13 protein-coding genes are annotated in these 15,112 nt (G+C 64.7%); 8 read left to right on the forward strand and 5 right to left on the reverse strand.

The window, feature by feature from the left end:
• Window positions 1-14: 14 nt before the first annotated feature.
• Together AC07WS_RS12635 and AC07WS_RS12640 are read right to left on the reverse strand one after the other, a co-directional pair.
• Window positions 15-1,460, reverse strand: a complete 1,446-nt coding sequence (locus AC07WS_RS12635; protein WP_494729412.1) for a lipopolysaccharide biosynthesis protein — start codon at window positions 1,458-1,460, stop codon at window positions 15-17.
• Between the two features lie 10 nt (window positions 1,461-1,470).
• Complete coding sequence (locus tag AC07WS_RS12640) at window positions 1,471-3,552, reverse strand: glycosyltransferase (protein ID WP_494729413.1); 2,082 nt, start codon at window positions 3,550-3,552, stop codon at window positions 1,471-1,473.
• Window positions 3,553-3,651: 99 nt separating this feature from the next.
• On the opposite strand from AC07WS_RS12640, the gene AC07WS_RS12645 reads away from it, so the two are divergent.
• Together AC07WS_RS12645 and AC07WS_RS12650 are read left to right on the forward strand one after the other, a co-directional pair.
• Window positions 3,652-4,947 carry a putative O-glycosylation ligase, exosortase A system-associated gene (locus AC07WS_RS12645; protein ID WP_494729414.1) on the forward strand — a complete coding sequence of 432 codons (1,296 nt, stop codon included), beginning with the start codon at window positions 3,652-3,654 and terminating at the stop codon, window positions 4,945-4,947.
• Window positions 4,944-5,834 carry a polysaccharide deacetylase family protein gene (locus AC07WS_RS12650; RefSeq protein ID WP_494729415.1) on the forward strand — a complete coding sequence of 297 codons (891 nt, stop codon included), beginning with the start codon at window positions 4,944-4,946 and terminating at the stop codon, window positions 5,832-5,834. Before AC07WS_RS12645 ends, AC07WS_RS12650 begins: the two co-directional genes overlap by 4 nt.
• Here the strand turns inward: AC07WS_RS12650 and AC07WS_RS12655 are convergent.
• Genes AC07WS_RS12655 through AC07WS_RS12665 form a run of 3 tightly spaced genes read right to left on the reverse strand, consistent with a single transcriptional unit; the run spans window position 5,811 to window position 10,467 of the window.
• Window positions 5,811-7,652 carry an asparagine synthetase B family protein gene (locus AC07WS_RS12655; RefSeq protein WP_494729416.1) on the reverse strand — a complete coding sequence of 614 codons (1,842 nt, stop codon included), beginning with the start codon at window positions 7,650-7,652 and terminating at the stop codon, window positions 5,811-5,813. The two genes, AC07WS_RS12650 and AC07WS_RS12655, sit on opposite strands and share 24 nt — an antisense overlap.
• Entirely contained in the window at window positions 7,649-8,887 is a 1,239-nt protein-coding gene (locus tag AC07WS_RS12660; RefSeq protein WP_494729519.1) for a pyridoxal-dependent decarboxylase, exosortase A system-associated, read from the reverse strand. The genes AC07WS_RS12655 and AC07WS_RS12660 overlap by 4 nt, the downstream gene beginning before the upstream one ends.
• On the reverse strand, window positions 8,887-10,467 hold the full coding sequence (locus AC07WS_RS12665) for an acyl-CoA ligase (AMP-forming), exosortase A system-associated (RefSeq protein WP_494729417.1): 1,581 nt from the start codon (window positions 10,465-10,467) through the stop codon (window positions 8,887-8,889). The genes AC07WS_RS12660 and AC07WS_RS12665 overlap by 1 nt, the downstream gene beginning before the upstream one ends.
• Window positions 10,468-10,623: 156 nt before the next feature.
• On the opposite strand from AC07WS_RS12665, the gene AC07WS_RS12670 reads away from it, so the two are divergent.
• The 6 genes from AC07WS_RS12670 to AC07WS_RS12695 are packed head-to-tail and all read left to right on the forward strand — an operon-like array spanning window position 10,624 to window position 15,094.
• Window positions 10,624-11,346: a GNAT family N-acetyltransferase gene (locus tag AC07WS_RS12670; RefSeq protein WP_494729418.1), complete on the forward strand. Its 723-nt coding sequence runs from the start codon at window positions 10,624-10,626 to the stop codon at window positions 11,344-11,346.
• Window positions 11,334-11,576, forward strand: coding sequence for an acyl carrier protein (locus tag AC07WS_RS12675; RefSeq protein ID WP_494729419.1), 243 nt, complete (start codon window positions 11,334-11,336; stop codon window positions 11,574-11,576). The genes AC07WS_RS12670 and AC07WS_RS12675 overlap by 13 nt, the downstream gene beginning before the upstream one ends.
• Window positions 11,573-12,379: a hydrolase 2, exosortase A system-associated gene (locus tag AC07WS_RS12680; protein ID WP_494729420.1), complete on the forward strand. Its 807-nt coding sequence runs from the start codon at window positions 11,573-11,575 to the stop codon at window positions 12,377-12,379. Before AC07WS_RS12675 ends, AC07WS_RS12680 begins: the two co-directional genes overlap by 4 nt.
• Complete coding sequence (locus AC07WS_RS12685; protein ID WP_494729421.1) at window positions 12,376-13,212, forward strand: hydrolase 1, exosortase A system-associated; 837 nt, start codon at window positions 12,376-12,378, stop codon at window positions 13,210-13,212. Before AC07WS_RS12680 ends, AC07WS_RS12685 begins: the two co-directional genes overlap by 4 nt.
• A complete protein-coding gene (locus tag AC07WS_RS12690) occupies window positions 13,206-14,450 on the forward strand; it encodes a glycosyltransferase (protein ID WP_494729422.1) in 1,245 nt (414 codons plus the stop codon). The genes AC07WS_RS12685 and AC07WS_RS12690 overlap by 7 nt, the downstream gene beginning before the upstream one ends.
• Window positions 14,447-15,094: a tetratricopeptide repeat protein gene (locus AC07WS_RS12695; protein WP_494729423.1), complete on the forward strand. Its 648-nt coding sequence runs from the start codon at window positions 14,447-14,449 to the stop codon at window positions 15,092-15,094. The genes AC07WS_RS12690 and AC07WS_RS12695 overlap by 4 nt, the downstream gene beginning before the upstream one ends.
• The last annotated feature ends 18 nt before the right edge of the window (window positions 15,095-15,112 follow it).

A 15,112-nucleotide genomic window follows, 5' to 3' on the forward strand; every position in this document is an offset into this window, starting at 1 on the left:
GCATAATGTGACCTCTATTTGCTAAATCTTGCCCTGACTTTGCGCCCTGCCAGCGTGCACTCCGCAGCAAGCTCATGCCGAAACAGCAATATCGCCACCAGCCACAACGGCAACGCAAGCAAAGCCGCGATCGACAACTGATACAGCGCATGACCAGGCAGTTGGGGACGCCACGCAAACAGCAACAGCGGGCCGCTCAAACTCAGCAGGGCCACCAGTCCGCTGCGCCTGAGCGCACCCAGCAAGCCGACCAGATCCAGGCCGGCCAATTGCCGCAGGTAGCGGAATGTCCAGACGCTGCGGAAGACTCCACCAAGCACAACGCCCCACGCAACCCAATCCAATCCCAGCGGCGCCGCCAACAGCACGGCAAGCACGCGCACCGGCACCGACAAGGCGTCCAGCTTGGCTTGCGTGCGTACGGCGCCCATCGCCACGAACAGGTAACGTGCCATGCTGAAGATGCTATACAACGCGCTCGACAGGCATATGATGCGTATCAATGGGACGCATGCATCCCACTGTTCGCCGTACAGAACACGCACCAGAGCAGGCGCCATGATGGCCACGAAGCCGAAGAATGGCCAAGCCAGCACGGTCATATAACTGGCGGTGGTCAGGTATGCCTGCCGGAGATCGCCGCCGGCCCGCGCCTGCGCCGAGAACAGCGGAAACACCACCGGCGAGATGGCGCCGGTCACCAATTGGTTGAACACATTCAGCACACCCTGTGCCTTGCCGAAGATGCCGACCTCCGCGACCCCTATCATCTTCCCGACGATCAGGTCCGGGGCGGCAACGCCTAATTCATCGATAACGCTGCTTGCGGTGGAAATCGCCCCAAACGACAGGATCGCTGACATGCCGCGCCGCGCGGGCACGCTGGGCAAGCCTTTCGGCCAGAAACAGATACTCGCCAGCAGCGCCGCGGCGGTGCCGGACACCGCTCCCCAGACCAGGCTCAGATAGCTATGTCCCAACCAGGCCAGCGTCACCGATACCAGCAATTGCGTGGCGGTACTGAAGGTATTGATCGCGAAGATGGCGGAGAAACGCATTTGGCGCCTCAAGTAAGGCAGCGCCAGCGAACTGAAGGGAATCAGCAGAAAGTTGATCGACAGCAGTTGCAATACTGTGCTCAGACGGGGATCGCGATAGAAGCGCGCCGCGACTCCGCCGCTGAACAGCACCACGGCCGCCAGCGCCCAGGCGACCAGTATGCTGGTGCCCAGCGCGGCTCGCAGCTTTTCTTCGGTCAAGTGCTTTTCCTGGATCACATACGGCCCGACGCCGAAGTCCCTGACTGCCTGCGCCAGCCCAGCCAGCACAGCGCCCACCGCATAGACGCCGATCTCGGCTGGCGTCAGCAGCCGCGCCAACACCATCGTGCCCACCGTGTTCAGCAACAGCAGGATATATTTTTCGGCAAAGGAGACCAGGAAGGACAGGCGCGGCTGCATGGCGCACGCCTCAGATCAGCTGGTCGTAAAAGGCAAGCACCTGCTTGCCCACCACCGCACGGCTATACCGCTCGACCGCTTCGGCGCGTGCTTGCCTGCCCATGGCCTCGCGCCGGCCCGGATCGGCCAGCAGCCCGGATACGATGGCCGCCGCCGCATCCAGATCATTCGAAGGGACCAGCACGCCCCCGCCGCTGTCGCGCAGGACATCCGCGCTACCGGGCACATCGGTAGCCACTACCGGGATGCCGCATGCCATCGCTTCGATGGTCGCGATACCGAAACCCTCGCTGCGGCTCATCAATATGTGCATATCCAGCGCCGGCAGCAAGGTCTCCACTTCCGGGACGAATCCGGTGAACACCACGCACGAACCCAGGCCCGCAGACCGCACCCGGTCCCGCAGCGCCTGCTCCAGCGGCCCGCTCCCCATCATGACCAGGTACAACTGCGGAAATCGACGGCGCAGCAACATGAACATATCCAGCAATACCGCCGGCCGCTTTTGCTCGGAGATACGCGCTGCCGCACCGATCACCAATGCATCTTCCGGTAACTGGAGGGCCCGGCGCGCAGCAAGGCGTAAATCTGCGCCTGGCCGAAATCTCTCGGTATCGACGCAATTCGGAATGACCGCCATCCGCGTGGAAACAGGCAAATATGGCTGGTAGATGGCCATGAAATGCGCCATCGACGACCGCGATACGGCATACACGCCGCGCACCGCGGAAAACGCCTGGCGCAGCAAAGGCTGGTGCCAGGCGCTAATCTCCATCGGGGGGAACGCGTTGTGCACACTGATCACCGCGGGCAATCTGCAATGGCCAGCCAACCACAGCACGGAAGCGCCGTAATTACTCCAACACCAAGCCACATGCACCAGATCCGCGCGGAAAGCATGCAGGCGCCGTGCCGCCCACAGCCTGGCCCGCAGCAGGTTCCAGCGCCGCCAGCTCCATTGTTCGAAAAAGCGCGGCGGATCGAATTCCGCCACCACTATTTGCTCACGCGCCAGTCGCCCTGCCCAGGCATCGATGCCGGCAAATCGACGCAGAGCCAGACTGCCATCTGCGCCGGCCTGGCGCAGATACCGCACTTCCTGCGCCATGCGCATTTCCATTCCGCCAAGTTCGCCAGAATAGCTGGTGATCAGCACTCGTTTGCCCAAGGGGCGGCGCCCTTGCCTCGCCTCGAAAAAATATCCGCGCAAATAGGCCAGTTCCCAACGCTGCCTGAAGCGGCCGTCGGCATCGCGCGACAGGCAGGCCCGCAGATAGCCGGCGCACTCCCGCGCAAACCGCGCCAGCATCCAGCGGGGCACACCCAGCCATTCGGGATAGGTGCCGGGAAGGTCTTGCCGGTACTTTCCACGTCCGAAACGCCAGGCTTTATCCAGCACGTAGTTCAGCGTCAGTTGCCGCTTGCGGACGAAATGGAAGACGCGCGCGCCGGGACAAAACCACGCCCCATAGCCCGCCAGTGCAAGCCGCAGGGTCAGTTCGGTTTCGCTGCCCATGGCATAGGCTGGACCATTGGGCCCGATGGATGCATCGTAACGATAGCCATTAGCAAACACCGACCGCCGTATCGCCATATTCGCCCCCCACACCAGGCCAGGGAATACCGGGCCATCGGGCAAATTGGAAGCGGTCAGGCCGAACGTCAGGCCGATCGGCACCAGCCGGGGCAGCCACTCGGGCGGGGGCTCTGCCCAGTCCGCTTCTATCGCCCCGCCGAACACCGCGTAATCCACATGGTCCCCGGCACAGCGTTCCCATTGCAGCAGCCAATCCGGTGCCGGTGTCGCGTCGTCGTCGGTGAAAATGAACAGGCCGTCGTCGGCGGTGTGGCGTAGTGCCCATTCCAGTGCCAGATTCAGGGCCGCGTTCTTGCCCTTGCGCGGACTACGCAGCAAGTGCAGCGGCAAGCGGTCCTGATACCGGGCGACCAGCGCACCGGTTCCGTCGCGACTGCCGTTCTCGACGATGATCAACTGCCAGGCCTGCTGCGGCGTTTGAAGGCGGCAATAGCCGTCCAATACCTTGGGCAGCGTCTGCGCGCCATCGCAGGTCGCCATGAGAACGGTCAACAAGGGCGCCTCCCCCATATCCTATGATTGCGGAACGTGACAATCCAGTGTAGTGACAGGCTCAGATACAACGTTGAGCCGCATCAACGAGTTTCCCCGGCCATGCGCGACATATTGATCACCCTAATCATCTTCGGCAGCCTGCCCCTGATCCTGCGCAATCCCGTCAATGGCGTGCTGATGTGGGTGTGGGTCAGCGTGATGAATCCACACACGCAGGGATGGGGCTTTGCCACGACTTTTCCGTTCGCTTTCATCGTCGCCATAGCCACGCTGTTCAGCCTGGCCGTCTCGCGCCTGCCCAAGACGCTACCGGTGTCCCCCATCACGTATGTGCTGATCGTCCTGATACTGTGGATGAACGTCACCACCTTGTTCGCCATGTTCCCCGAGCCTGCTTATGCGCAATGGAGCAAGGTGATGAAAATCATGCTGATGAGTCTGGTCACCATGATGGTGATACGCACCCGTCACGACCTGCATCGCCTGATGTGGGTGCTGACCATGTCGGTGGGCTACTACGGCGTCAAGGGCGGCCTGTTCACAATCCGCAGCGGCGGCGTCGACCGCGTATGGGGACCGGAAGGTACTTTTATCGGCGACAACAACGAGATCGCACTGGCCCTGATCATGACCATCCCGCTGCTACGCTATCTGCAATTGCGTAGCGCCAACCGCTGGCTGCGGCACGGCTTGAGCGCCACGATGTTGCTCTGCGCACTAGCGGCGCTCGGATCGTATTCGCGCGGTGCGCTGCTGGCGATAGGCGCCATGATCGTCATGATGTGGTTGAAGAGCCGCCACAAGATGGCCGGCGCCGTCCTGATCGCAGTGCTGGTGCCCATGGCCCTGCTGTTCATGCCGGAGCGTTGGAGCGAACGGATGGACAGCATCGGCGCCTATCAGGAAGACGAGTCGGCGATGGGCCGCATCAACGCCTGGCACATGGCATGGAATTTAGCGACCGACCGCTTTTTCGGTGGAGGCTTCGAGATCGCCGAAGCTCGCGCGTTCTTCCTCTACGCCCCTGATCCGCACGATATCCATGCCGCGCACAGCATCTATTTCCAGGCACTGGGCGAGCATGGTTTTGTCGGCCTGGCGCTCTACCTTCTGCTGCTTGGACTGACTTGGCGTTCAGCATCCTGGATCGCGCGCCACAGCGTGGCCCGGCCCGAATTGGAATGGGCCCGGCAATTGGCCACCATGATACAGGCGAGCTTTGTCGGTTTCGCGGTCGGCGGCGCCTTTCTGAGCCTGTTGTATTTCGACGTCCCTTATTATTTGATGGGCGTCATTATCGCCACCCGTGCACTGGTCGCAGAACATCAGGGCGCCGTCAGGGAAGTGGTAGCAGCCGACTTGGACAACGGCCGCACAGCGATCGGCCAGCCATGAACCAATGCCTGTCGATACTGGTTTATCACCGCGTCCTGGAGCGGCCTGATCCGTTGCAGCCGGAATTACCGGACACCCGGCAATTCGACCGCCACATGGCATTGCTGAAGCGCTGCTTTCGCGTGCTGCCACTGAGTCTCGCCGTCGAACATTTGGGCCAGGGCACCCTGCCCGCGCGCGCCGCCAGCATCACCTTCGACGACGGCTATGCCGACAACGCCACCTGCGCGCTGCCGGTCTTGCAACGGCACGGCTTGAGCGCAACCTTTTTCATCGCCAGCGATTACCTGAATGGCGGCCAGATGTGGAACGACGACGTGATCGCGGGCGTGCGGCATGCCCGGCAAGACGTGCTGCAGTTGGATGCGCCAGGCTGCGGCAAGCTCCCGCTGCGCACCGTCGACCAACAGCGGCTAGCAATTGAACAGCTAATTCAATCGCTCAAGTACCTACCCGCAGCAAAGCGCCAGGCGCTAGCCCGCAGTCTGGCGCCAACAAACCGCGGAGGCCTGATGATGTGCAGCGACCACGTGCGGGCGCTGCAAGCGGCGGGCATGGACATCGGTGCCCACACCGCCTCCCACCCCATCCTCGCGAACCTGGCGGACGCCGCTGCCATCGCCGACATGCAGCGCGGCAAGGCGGCTCTTGAGGACATCACGCAAGCCCCGGTTCGCCTGTTCGCCTATCCGAACGGCAAGCCTGGCATCGACTTCGACCAGCGCCACGTCGAGATGGCGCGCCGGCTGGGATTCCAGGCGGCCGTCACCACGGCGGCCGGGGCTGCGCGATGCGGCGGCGATCTGCTGCAGTTGCCGCGCTACACGCCTTGGGAGCAAGACCGCCCGCGTTTTCTGCTCAGGCTACTTGCGAGCCGGCGCGTTTGACCGCGCCAGCCATTGCTCCAACATCATCAACACCCACACCATGGTGCCATGATAGGCCGGATGTTCGGCCAGCAGCGTGCGCATCAGACGCTCTATGAAGTCGGCACGCACGATCTGCCGCTTCTTGAGGTCGCTCAAACTGTCCAATGCCAGCCCCTGCAGGCCCGCATCCCGCTGCAACCAGTGGCCGAACGGCAAACCAAAACCGTGCTTCTTCTTGCGCAAGATCGCATTCGGCAGATAACCTTGCAGCGCCCGCTTAAAGAAATAGCGCAGCCGTGTTCCGTTCAGCTTGTCCTTCGGCGGGAGCCGCGCTGAAAACGCCAGCATTTCGTCGCTCAGGAAGGGAAACGCCACGTCCACGCCGCTCAGTTCGCACGCCAGGCGCACCTTGCGCAAGTCATTGTCGGCCAGTGTGTAGCGCAGATCAAGCGTCTGCATGCGATTGATCTGGCTCAAGCCGCTGTCCTGCCAATAGCAGTCGTTGAGCAGCCCGATAGGGCCGTTTTCGTCCACGCTCGCAAGGAAATTGTCATGCAGCACTTCCGATGGGCCGTAGCGTTCCAGCAGATTATAAGCTTCCATCCGGGCCGGCATGGGCACTACCGCCTGTTCGATATAGCTGCGCGCCTTGCGCAGCATCCCCAGGTTCAGATTGCCGGCCAAACCAAACAACAAGGGTTCCAGCGCCACCTGGCGCAACGCCGATGGCAACTGCTCATACCGGGACAGGACTGCCTGATGCGCATAGCGCTCGTTCCCACCGAACAATTCATCGCCGCCGTCGCCGCCAAGCAGCCGGGTCACGCCGTCGGCGCGCGCCATGTTGGCGCAATAGTAAGCCGGAACGGCAGATGAATTGCCGAACGGCTGATCGGACGCTGCCGCGATACGCGGTATGGCCGCTGCCACATCGCCCGCCGTCACATACAGCTCGTGATGATCCGCGCCAAAATGACGGGCCGCGATGCGGGCATAGCGCATCTCGTCATAACCGGGCACGTCGAAGCCTATCGAATACGTGCGTGGCGCGCTGCCGCTGACGCTGGCCAACATCCCGGCCAGCGTCGAACTGTCCGTGCCGCCGCTCAGGAAGGCGCCGGTATTGGCGCTTCCGGCCGAGTGCCGTACCGAACTCTCCAGCGTAGTCAGGAACTGTCGTTTAAGTTCGCCAAACGGCGTGTCCGACTGTTCCTGGTATTCGATCTTCCAATAGCTGCCAGTCTCCACATGGCCGTGGCGGTACTGGAGAAATTCGCCGGGCTGCAGGCGGCGTTGCCCGCGATACACGGTGCGCGGCGCCGGCACGGTATGGAAATACAGATAGTTGTAGATGGCTTGGTGATCCAGGGCCCTCAGCGCATGCGGATGTGCCTGCACCGCCGCCGCCGATGAGCCAAACAACATCCCCTGCCTGACCTGCTGAAAATGCATCGTATGGACGCCGCTGCGGTCGATGGCCAGCAAAAGTTGTTCGCCTGCGTCGGCCATGAGGCATAGCGCGAACGGTCCAGACAGCGCTGAACACGCCTGAGCACCTTTGACCAACCACAATGCCGCAAACCGCGCGGCCAGATTCTCGGCACAGCCGTCGAGCAAGGGCCGCCCCCATACCGCGACCAGCACCCCGTCCGCGCCATGGAAGCTGATGCTGTCGGCGGCGGCGGCAACCGCGACGCCCCCCCTCCGCGCCGCGGCAATGCGAACGGGACTGTCGTCAAAGCGCGCCAGCGTGCGCCCCATGCCGGCCAGCAGTTGCCGCACGCCGCCGCAGTCGGCCGCCGCTTCATCGGCAACATAGCCGCACAGACCGCTCATACCAATACCTCCACGGGCCGGGGGTGGCCAAGAAAGGCGGTCGGACTGGCCGTCAGGCCGTAGGCGCCGGACTGGAATACGACCACCAGGTCGCCGGCTTCGGCGCGCGGCAATTCCATGCGGTCGGCCAACAGATCGAGCGGCGTGCACAAAGGCCCGACCACGGAAACCGTCTCGCGGGCGACCGCGTGCATGCGATTGCCGATGGCCACAGGATAGTTCTTGCGGATGACCTGCCCAAAATTGCCGGAAGCGGCCAAGTGGTGATGCAGGCCGCCGTCGGTGACCAGGAAGGTTTGGCCGTGCGAACGCTTGCGTTCCAACACGCGGCAAACGTAGACCCCACCTTCGGCCACCAGATAGCGGCCCAGCTCCAGGACCAGGTCGGTGTCCGGCGAGCCCTGCCGCAGCAAGCGCAACGAGCGCTCCAGCCCGTCGGCTACCGCCGGCAAATCCAAGGCGCGCTCGCCCGGAAAGTACGGCACGCCGAAGCCGCCGCCGATATTCAACATCCGCATCGGCATGTGCGCATGGGTGGCCAGGCGCAGTCCCAGTTCCACGCTGAGCCGCTGGGCTTCGCAGATGGCCGGGGCAGACAGATTCTGCGAACCGCAGAACACGTGAAAGCCATGAAAGTCCAGACCCAGCGTCCGCAGTCGCCGCAGCATCGCCGGCACCCGCTCCGCATCGACACCGAACGGGCGCGGGCCGCCCCCCATCTTCATTCCCGCCAGCTTCAGTTCGAAATCGGGATTGACCCGCAGCGCCACGCGCGGCGTCATGCCCAGTTCGCCGCCGATGCGAGCGGCGCGCTCCATTTCCAGCTCGGATTCCAGGTGCAGCAACACCCCGGCGGCCACCGCGCACCGCAGCTCCCCGTCGCGCTTGCCGGGCCCGGCAAAGCTGATGGCGCCGGGCGCCATGCCCGCATCCAGGGCCACCTTCATCTCGCCGCCCGAAGCCACGTCAAAGCCGTCCACCAGCCCCGCCATCATCTGCACCAGCGCCGGCATCGGATTTGCCTTGAGCGCATAGTGCAGATGCACCCCCGTCGGCAGCGCCTGCCGGAGTTGCCCAACGCGCGAGACGATATGGCTGCGCTCGTAGGCGTAGAACGGCGTGCGCCCGATCCGTTCCGCCAGGCGGGTCAGCTTGATGCCACCGAACTGGAGCTCATCGTCCAGCGCCGGAAACTGATTAGGCTGAGCATGGCCCGGCAGCTCGACCACGGCCATCACGATACGCACCGTGGGGCAGCCAGTTGATCGGCCAGCAGCTTGCGGTCGATCTTGCCGTTGGGGTTGCGGGGCAAAGGCGTGGCACGGATATCAAGTGCCGAAGGCACCATATACGCGGGCAACGCTTCGCGGCAAGCCGCGAGCAGCGCCGCAGCGTCAATGGCGCCCTGCGGAGCGGCGGCGGCGACCAGCGTAATGGACTGCCCCAGCGTCGCATGCGGCACGCCTATGGCTGCGGCTTCGGCCACCAGGCCGGTGGCGTACACAACCTCCTCGACTTCGGTCGGACTGACGCGATAGCCGGAGGTCTTGATCATATCGTCGCTGCGGCCGATGAAGTACAGATAACCCTCGTCGTCGCAACGCACGGTATCGCCCGACCACACGGCCAGCTCGGGTACCGGCAGCCCGCCCGCCCGGCCAGGCAGCGGACGGAAACGTTCGGAAGTGCGTTGCGCATCGTTCCAGTAACCCATGGCAACCAGCGCTCCCCGATGCACCAGCTCGCCCGGCTCGTTGGGGCCGCAGGGGGAGCCGTCGCCGCGCAGCACCAGGATTTCCGCATTCGGTATCGCCTTGCCGATTGAATCCGGCCTGCGGTCCAGCTGCTCGGGCGCCAGGAAAGTCGAGCGGAACGCCTCGGTCAGGCCATACATCAGGTAGATCTGCGTGTACGGCAAGGCCTTGCGCAGGGTCGCCAGGGTGTGGCGCTGCATGGCCCCGCCCGAATTGGTGATGTAGCGCAGCCGCTGCGCATGGCGCCAGTCCAGGTCCGCGAGCTGCATCCACAGCGGCGGCACCGCGGCCAGGCCGGTGATGCGTTCGCGCTGAACGGCATCGAGGATGTCCCGCTGCAGGAGATGATTGAGCAGCACCGCGCAGGCGCCAACGGCAAACGCCGTGGTCAACTGGCTGAGGCCATAGTCGAAACTCAACGGTAACACGCATAAGATGCGGTCTTCGGGCGTATTGCCAAGGTAGGAGGAAACGCTGAGCGCGCCCGCCACCAGATTGCGGTGGGACAGCACCACACCTTTGGGCCTGCCGGTGCTGCCCGAGGTGTACAGGATGGCGGCGATATCGCTATCGATGCAGGCATGAAGCGGGGTTTGCGGTGCATCACGCATGCATTCGCGCCACGAGAGCAATTGCATTCCATCCAGCGCCGGCAAGCCCTCCATGGAACCGACCACGATCACTTTGCGCAGCCCCGGGCAGCCCGGCAACACCGCCGACAGCAGATTGTATCGCTCGCGGGTGGTGACCAGTATTCGGACTTCGCAGTCGCCCAGGATGTGCGCCACCTGTTCCGGTTTCAGCACCGGATTCACCGGCACAAACACCGCGCCCGCGGCGGCCGCGCCAAACATGGCCACCACCGCTTCTTCCCGCTTCTCCATGAATACCGCCAGCCGTTCGCTGCGCCCCAGGCCGTGATGCACCCAGGCGGCAGCGGCCAATTGCACCATCTGCGCCAACGCAACGTAATTCAGTCCGACGCCCTGGTATGACAGTGCCTGCCGCTGCGGCTCGCGCTGCGCGGACTGAAAAATAAATTGGTGGACAAGCTGCGTCATAGCGAATTCCCATAGAAAGGCTGCCTCTATGATTGAGATAAATCGTCATCCCGTTCTTGATGTGCCTCAAGCATGGTGTCCGCTTGTGCTGGCGCAAACCCGGCCCGCCATGGACGGCGTCTAATTTGGGTTCCGCTCACCTCTTGGCCCGCCGCGATGACCACTGGCCTGCGTCATACCTACCTGCAACTGGGTTGGTTCAATGCCATCCTGTATTGGCTCGGCCACCTATTGGCGGCCGCCAGCGCCGGCGCGTGGGCGCTGTACCGCTACCAGTTCGTGGCCCAGTATGTCGGCGACACACCGTTGTGCCACGCGCGCGGACAAGACATCCAGATACGCGAACAAGCCCTTGCGGACGCCATGCCGAACGACTATCCGCGCCCGGCACGCGTGGTCAGGCAGCGCTTTGTCCAAGGCGCCTCCAGCCTGACGGCCTGGCGCAAGGACCGGCTGGCCGGCTTTCTGTGGCTGATACCGGATACCTATCTCGAAGACGAAGTGCGGGTCCGCTATCGCCTGGCCAGCTCGCACGCCTCATGGGATTTCGACGTCTGGGTCAGGCCGGACGAACGCCTCGGCTGGGTCTTTCCCAGGTTATGGGAAGCCGCGCGGCAGCACTTGCGCCTGCACGGCGTGCGCTGGACCTGCAGCCGCATCTCGGCCTTTAATCCCGCATCGATGCGGGCCCACTCACGCATCGGCGCGGTGGTCCTGGGCAGCGCCATCTTCTTGCGCTGCGGCCGCTGGCAATGGATGTGCGCCACACTGGCGCCCTACTTTCATCTGTCGCGCCACCCCGCCAGCCTTCCGCAGCTAACGTTCGACACCAGCGCCTTACCCGACCTCGGTCCCCAGGAGCCACCATGCCCATACTAGATCAAGTCTGCCAGACCCTGCGCAACACCCTCGGGCTGGGAAAGCTTCAACTCAAGCCGGAAACCGCCTTGTTGGGCAGCGTGCCCGAGCTCGACTCTATGGCTGTCGTCAACCTGATCATGGCCCTGGAGCAGCAGTTCTCCATCACTGTAGAGGATGACGAAATCAGCGCCAGCCATTTCGCCACGGTCGCTACGCTGACCTCCTTCGTACAAGGAAAACTGGCATGAGCGGCTATGTCCAACGCAGCCAGGCGCTGCCGTTCTTCCTGCCGGCCGAAGCCGGCGATCGGTTCTGCCTGTTCTACCCGCCGCATCCCGGCGTTCGGGCGCGGGGCTCTGTCCTGTATGTGCACCCGTTCGCCGAAGAGCTCAACAAGAGCCGCCGCATGGCCGCGCTCCAGTCGCGCGCCTACGCAGGCGCAGGCTACGGCGTGCTGCAGCTGGACCTCTACGGCTGTGGCGACAGCAGCGGCGATTTCGCCGACGCCCGCTGGGATCTGTGGCTGGCCGACCTTGCGCTGGGCTGGAGGTGGCTGGCCCAGCACTCCCCGGGACCAGCCTACCTGTGGGGCTTGCGCCTGGGTGCCTTGCTGGCCTTGCAGTTCGCCGAGCAAGCGCAGCCCGCGCCTACCGGCTTGGTACTGTGGCAGCCTGTCATCAGTGGACGCCCCCATCTGCACCAATTCATGCGGCTGCAATCGGCGGCCCGCATATTGGGCGCGGAACAAGCGGCCGCCGACAACGAGGCGGGCGGCTACGCGCTGGCGCCCGAGCTGGTGGAGGCGATCAAGGGTGCGGAAGCCGGCCGCCGTCCCCACTGCCCGGTACAGTGGCTGGAGTTGGCTGGCGCGCATCAGCCAGCTTCATTGCAGCCGGCTTCCGCCCTGCTGCTGGAACGCTGGGAACGCGCCGGCGCGCATGTCGACGCCTATCCGCTGGAAGGCGAACCCTTTTGGTCCACATCCGAAATCGCCGAAGTGCCCACCCTGATCGCAGCCACGCTGGCCGCCATGCCGCAGGGGCCATCATGAACGGACAACGCCGCGCCCTGTGTTTCGCCTGCCGCGACTGCCGCTTGATCGGCATCCTGAACGTGCCGGAGCTACCGCAGGCGCGAGGCGTGCTGATCGTCACCGGCGGGCCGCAGTATCGCGTCGGCAGCCATCGGCACTTCGTATTGCTGGCCCAGGAACTGGCCGCCGCAGGCTACCCGGTCATGCGCTTCGATTACCGGGGCATGGGCGACAGCGAGGGCGCCGCGCGCAACTTCGAGCAACTCGACGACGACCTGGACGCCGCCATCACCGAATTCTTCCACGCTCTGCCGGCGATGAAGGAGCTGGTGCTGTGGGGCCTGTGCGACGGCGCCACGGCCGCCGCCTGGCAGGCGGCGCGCGATCCGCGGGTCGCCGGTCTCGTCATGCTCAATCCCTGGGTGCGCACGGAACAAGGTCACGCCTATGCAACGTTGCGCCACTATTATGTGCAGCGCCTGTTCGAGCGCGGCTTCTGGCGCAAACTTGGCGGCGGTGCCGTCAAGGTCGGCGGCACCCTGCGCTCCTTCATCGCACTGGCCTCCGCTGCGAGAAGGCCTGCCACGGAAGCGGCCGGCCCGTCCCTGCCCGAACGCCTCTACCGGGCCCTGCACCAGTTCCCCGGACGCACGCTGATCGTGCTCGGCGGCGCCGACCTGGGCGCAAGGGAATTCTCGGCCCTGCCCGCCCACCACGCGCACTGGCGCCGGCTGCTGGACGACCCGCGCTTTCAACTGGTCCACGTTCCGCGGGCCAACCACACTTTTTCCAGCCGGGCCTGGCGCGCCGACGTTGCCTCCGCCTGCACCTCCTGGATCGCATCATGGTGAAGCGCGTCCTGATGATCGCCTATCACTACCCGCCACTCAGCGGCGGCAGCGGCATACACCGTACGCTGGCTTTCGCGCGGCACTTGCCCCAGCACGGCTGGCAGCCACTGATATTGACGGTTCACCCGCGCGCCTACGAAGACATCGGAGCCGACGACAGCGGCTCCGATGCGCTGGTCCACCGCAGTTTCGCGCTCGACAGTTCGCGCCATCTTGCGCTGCGCGGCCGCTACCCCGAGGTGCTGGCCCAGCCGGATCGCTGGATATCCTGGTGGCTGGGTGCCGTTCCGGCAGGCTTGCGCCTGATCCGAAAGCACCGGCCGGACGCCATTTGGTCCAGCTATCCGATCGCCACCGCCCACCTGATCGCACTCAGCCTGCACCGCCTCACCGGCATTCCCTGGATCGCCGACCAGCGCGACCCCATGGTCGATGCCGACTATCCGCCGGATCCGCGCCGTCGCCGCATCCACGGCTGGATCGAGCGGCAGTCCGTCAGGCGCGCCGCCGCCGTGGTCTGCACCACGCCCGGCGCATTGCTCAGCTTGGGCCAACGCCACCCGCAGGCGGATGACCGGCGCCTGACGCTGATCCCCAACGGCTACGACGAGTCCGCGTTCGCCGCCGCCGAGTCCACCGAGCGGGCGTCCACACCCGGGCCATTCACGCTGCTGCACAGCGGCGTCATCTACCCGTCGGAGCGCGACCCGGCCCCCTTGTTCGGCGCGCTGTCCAAGCTGCTCTCCGAACAGCGCATCGCCAAAAAAAATTTCCGGCTGCTGCTGCGCGCCAGCGCCCACGACAACCACCTGCGCAGCTTGATGCACCGCCATCCCGGCGTGGAGCAAGTGATCGAATTGGCGCCGCCGCTTCCCCACCGCCAGGCGCTGGCCGAGATGCTGAACGCCGACGGCTTGTTGCTGCTCCAGGCCGCCAACTGCAACAGCCAGATTCCGGCCAAGCTCTACGAGTACCTGCGCGCCCGCCGCCCGTTGCTGGCACTGACCGATGCCGCCGGCGACACGGCAGCCGCCCTGCGCGCCGCCGGCATCGACACCATCGGCCAGCTCGACAGTCCAGCCGACATCGCCGCGGCCTTGCTGCGCTTCCTGCATCTGTGCCGCGCCTGGCAGGCACCACTGGCGTCGCAAAAAATCATCGCCAGCCACTCGCGCGCCGCCCGCACCCAGCAACTGGCCGAGCTGCTGGACCGCGCTGTCCAAAAGGAAAACACATGACACCCAAGCTCCGCCTGGTCTATCCGGCGTTATTGATGATCGCCTCCTGCGCCGCCGTCGCGGCGCCGCCGCTGGCGACCGGAGAAGATTGCGGCACCTACGTCCGGCACGACCCCGGCGGCGACTACACCAACCCGGCCGACCGCGAAGGCTTGACCGTGGTCGAGCAGTACCACTTCACGCCCGAGGTGGAACGTCTGGTGCGCGGCTCCTCCGGCTCGCTGGGCAGCGACATCGGCTACACGCTGGAACATTTCCCCAACCACCACCGTGCCCTGGCCGCGATGATCAAACTGGCGCTGCGCGACAAGAATCGCAAGCCCTATGGCGCCCACTACTCGATCGACTGCTACTTCGACCGCGCGCTGCGCTTCCGGCCGGACGACGCCCGCGTCCACGCCTTGTTCGGCAGCTATCTGCTGGGCCTGGGCCAGTCCGACGCCGCGCTGGAACAATTGAAGGAAGCAGTCCGGCTTGAGCCGGGCAACGCCACCACCCATTACAACCTCGGCCTGCTCTACCTCAAGCGTAAAGATTACGAACAGGCCCGCGCCAGCGCCCACACCGCTTACGGCCTGGGTTTCCCGTTGCCGGGACTGAAAAACCAGCTGACCGCCGCCGGCCAGTGGCGCGAAGGAGACTAGGCCCGGCAGGGACCAGGG

It is taken from the genome of Duganella sp. GW821-FHT01E12 (assembly GCF_059422325.1).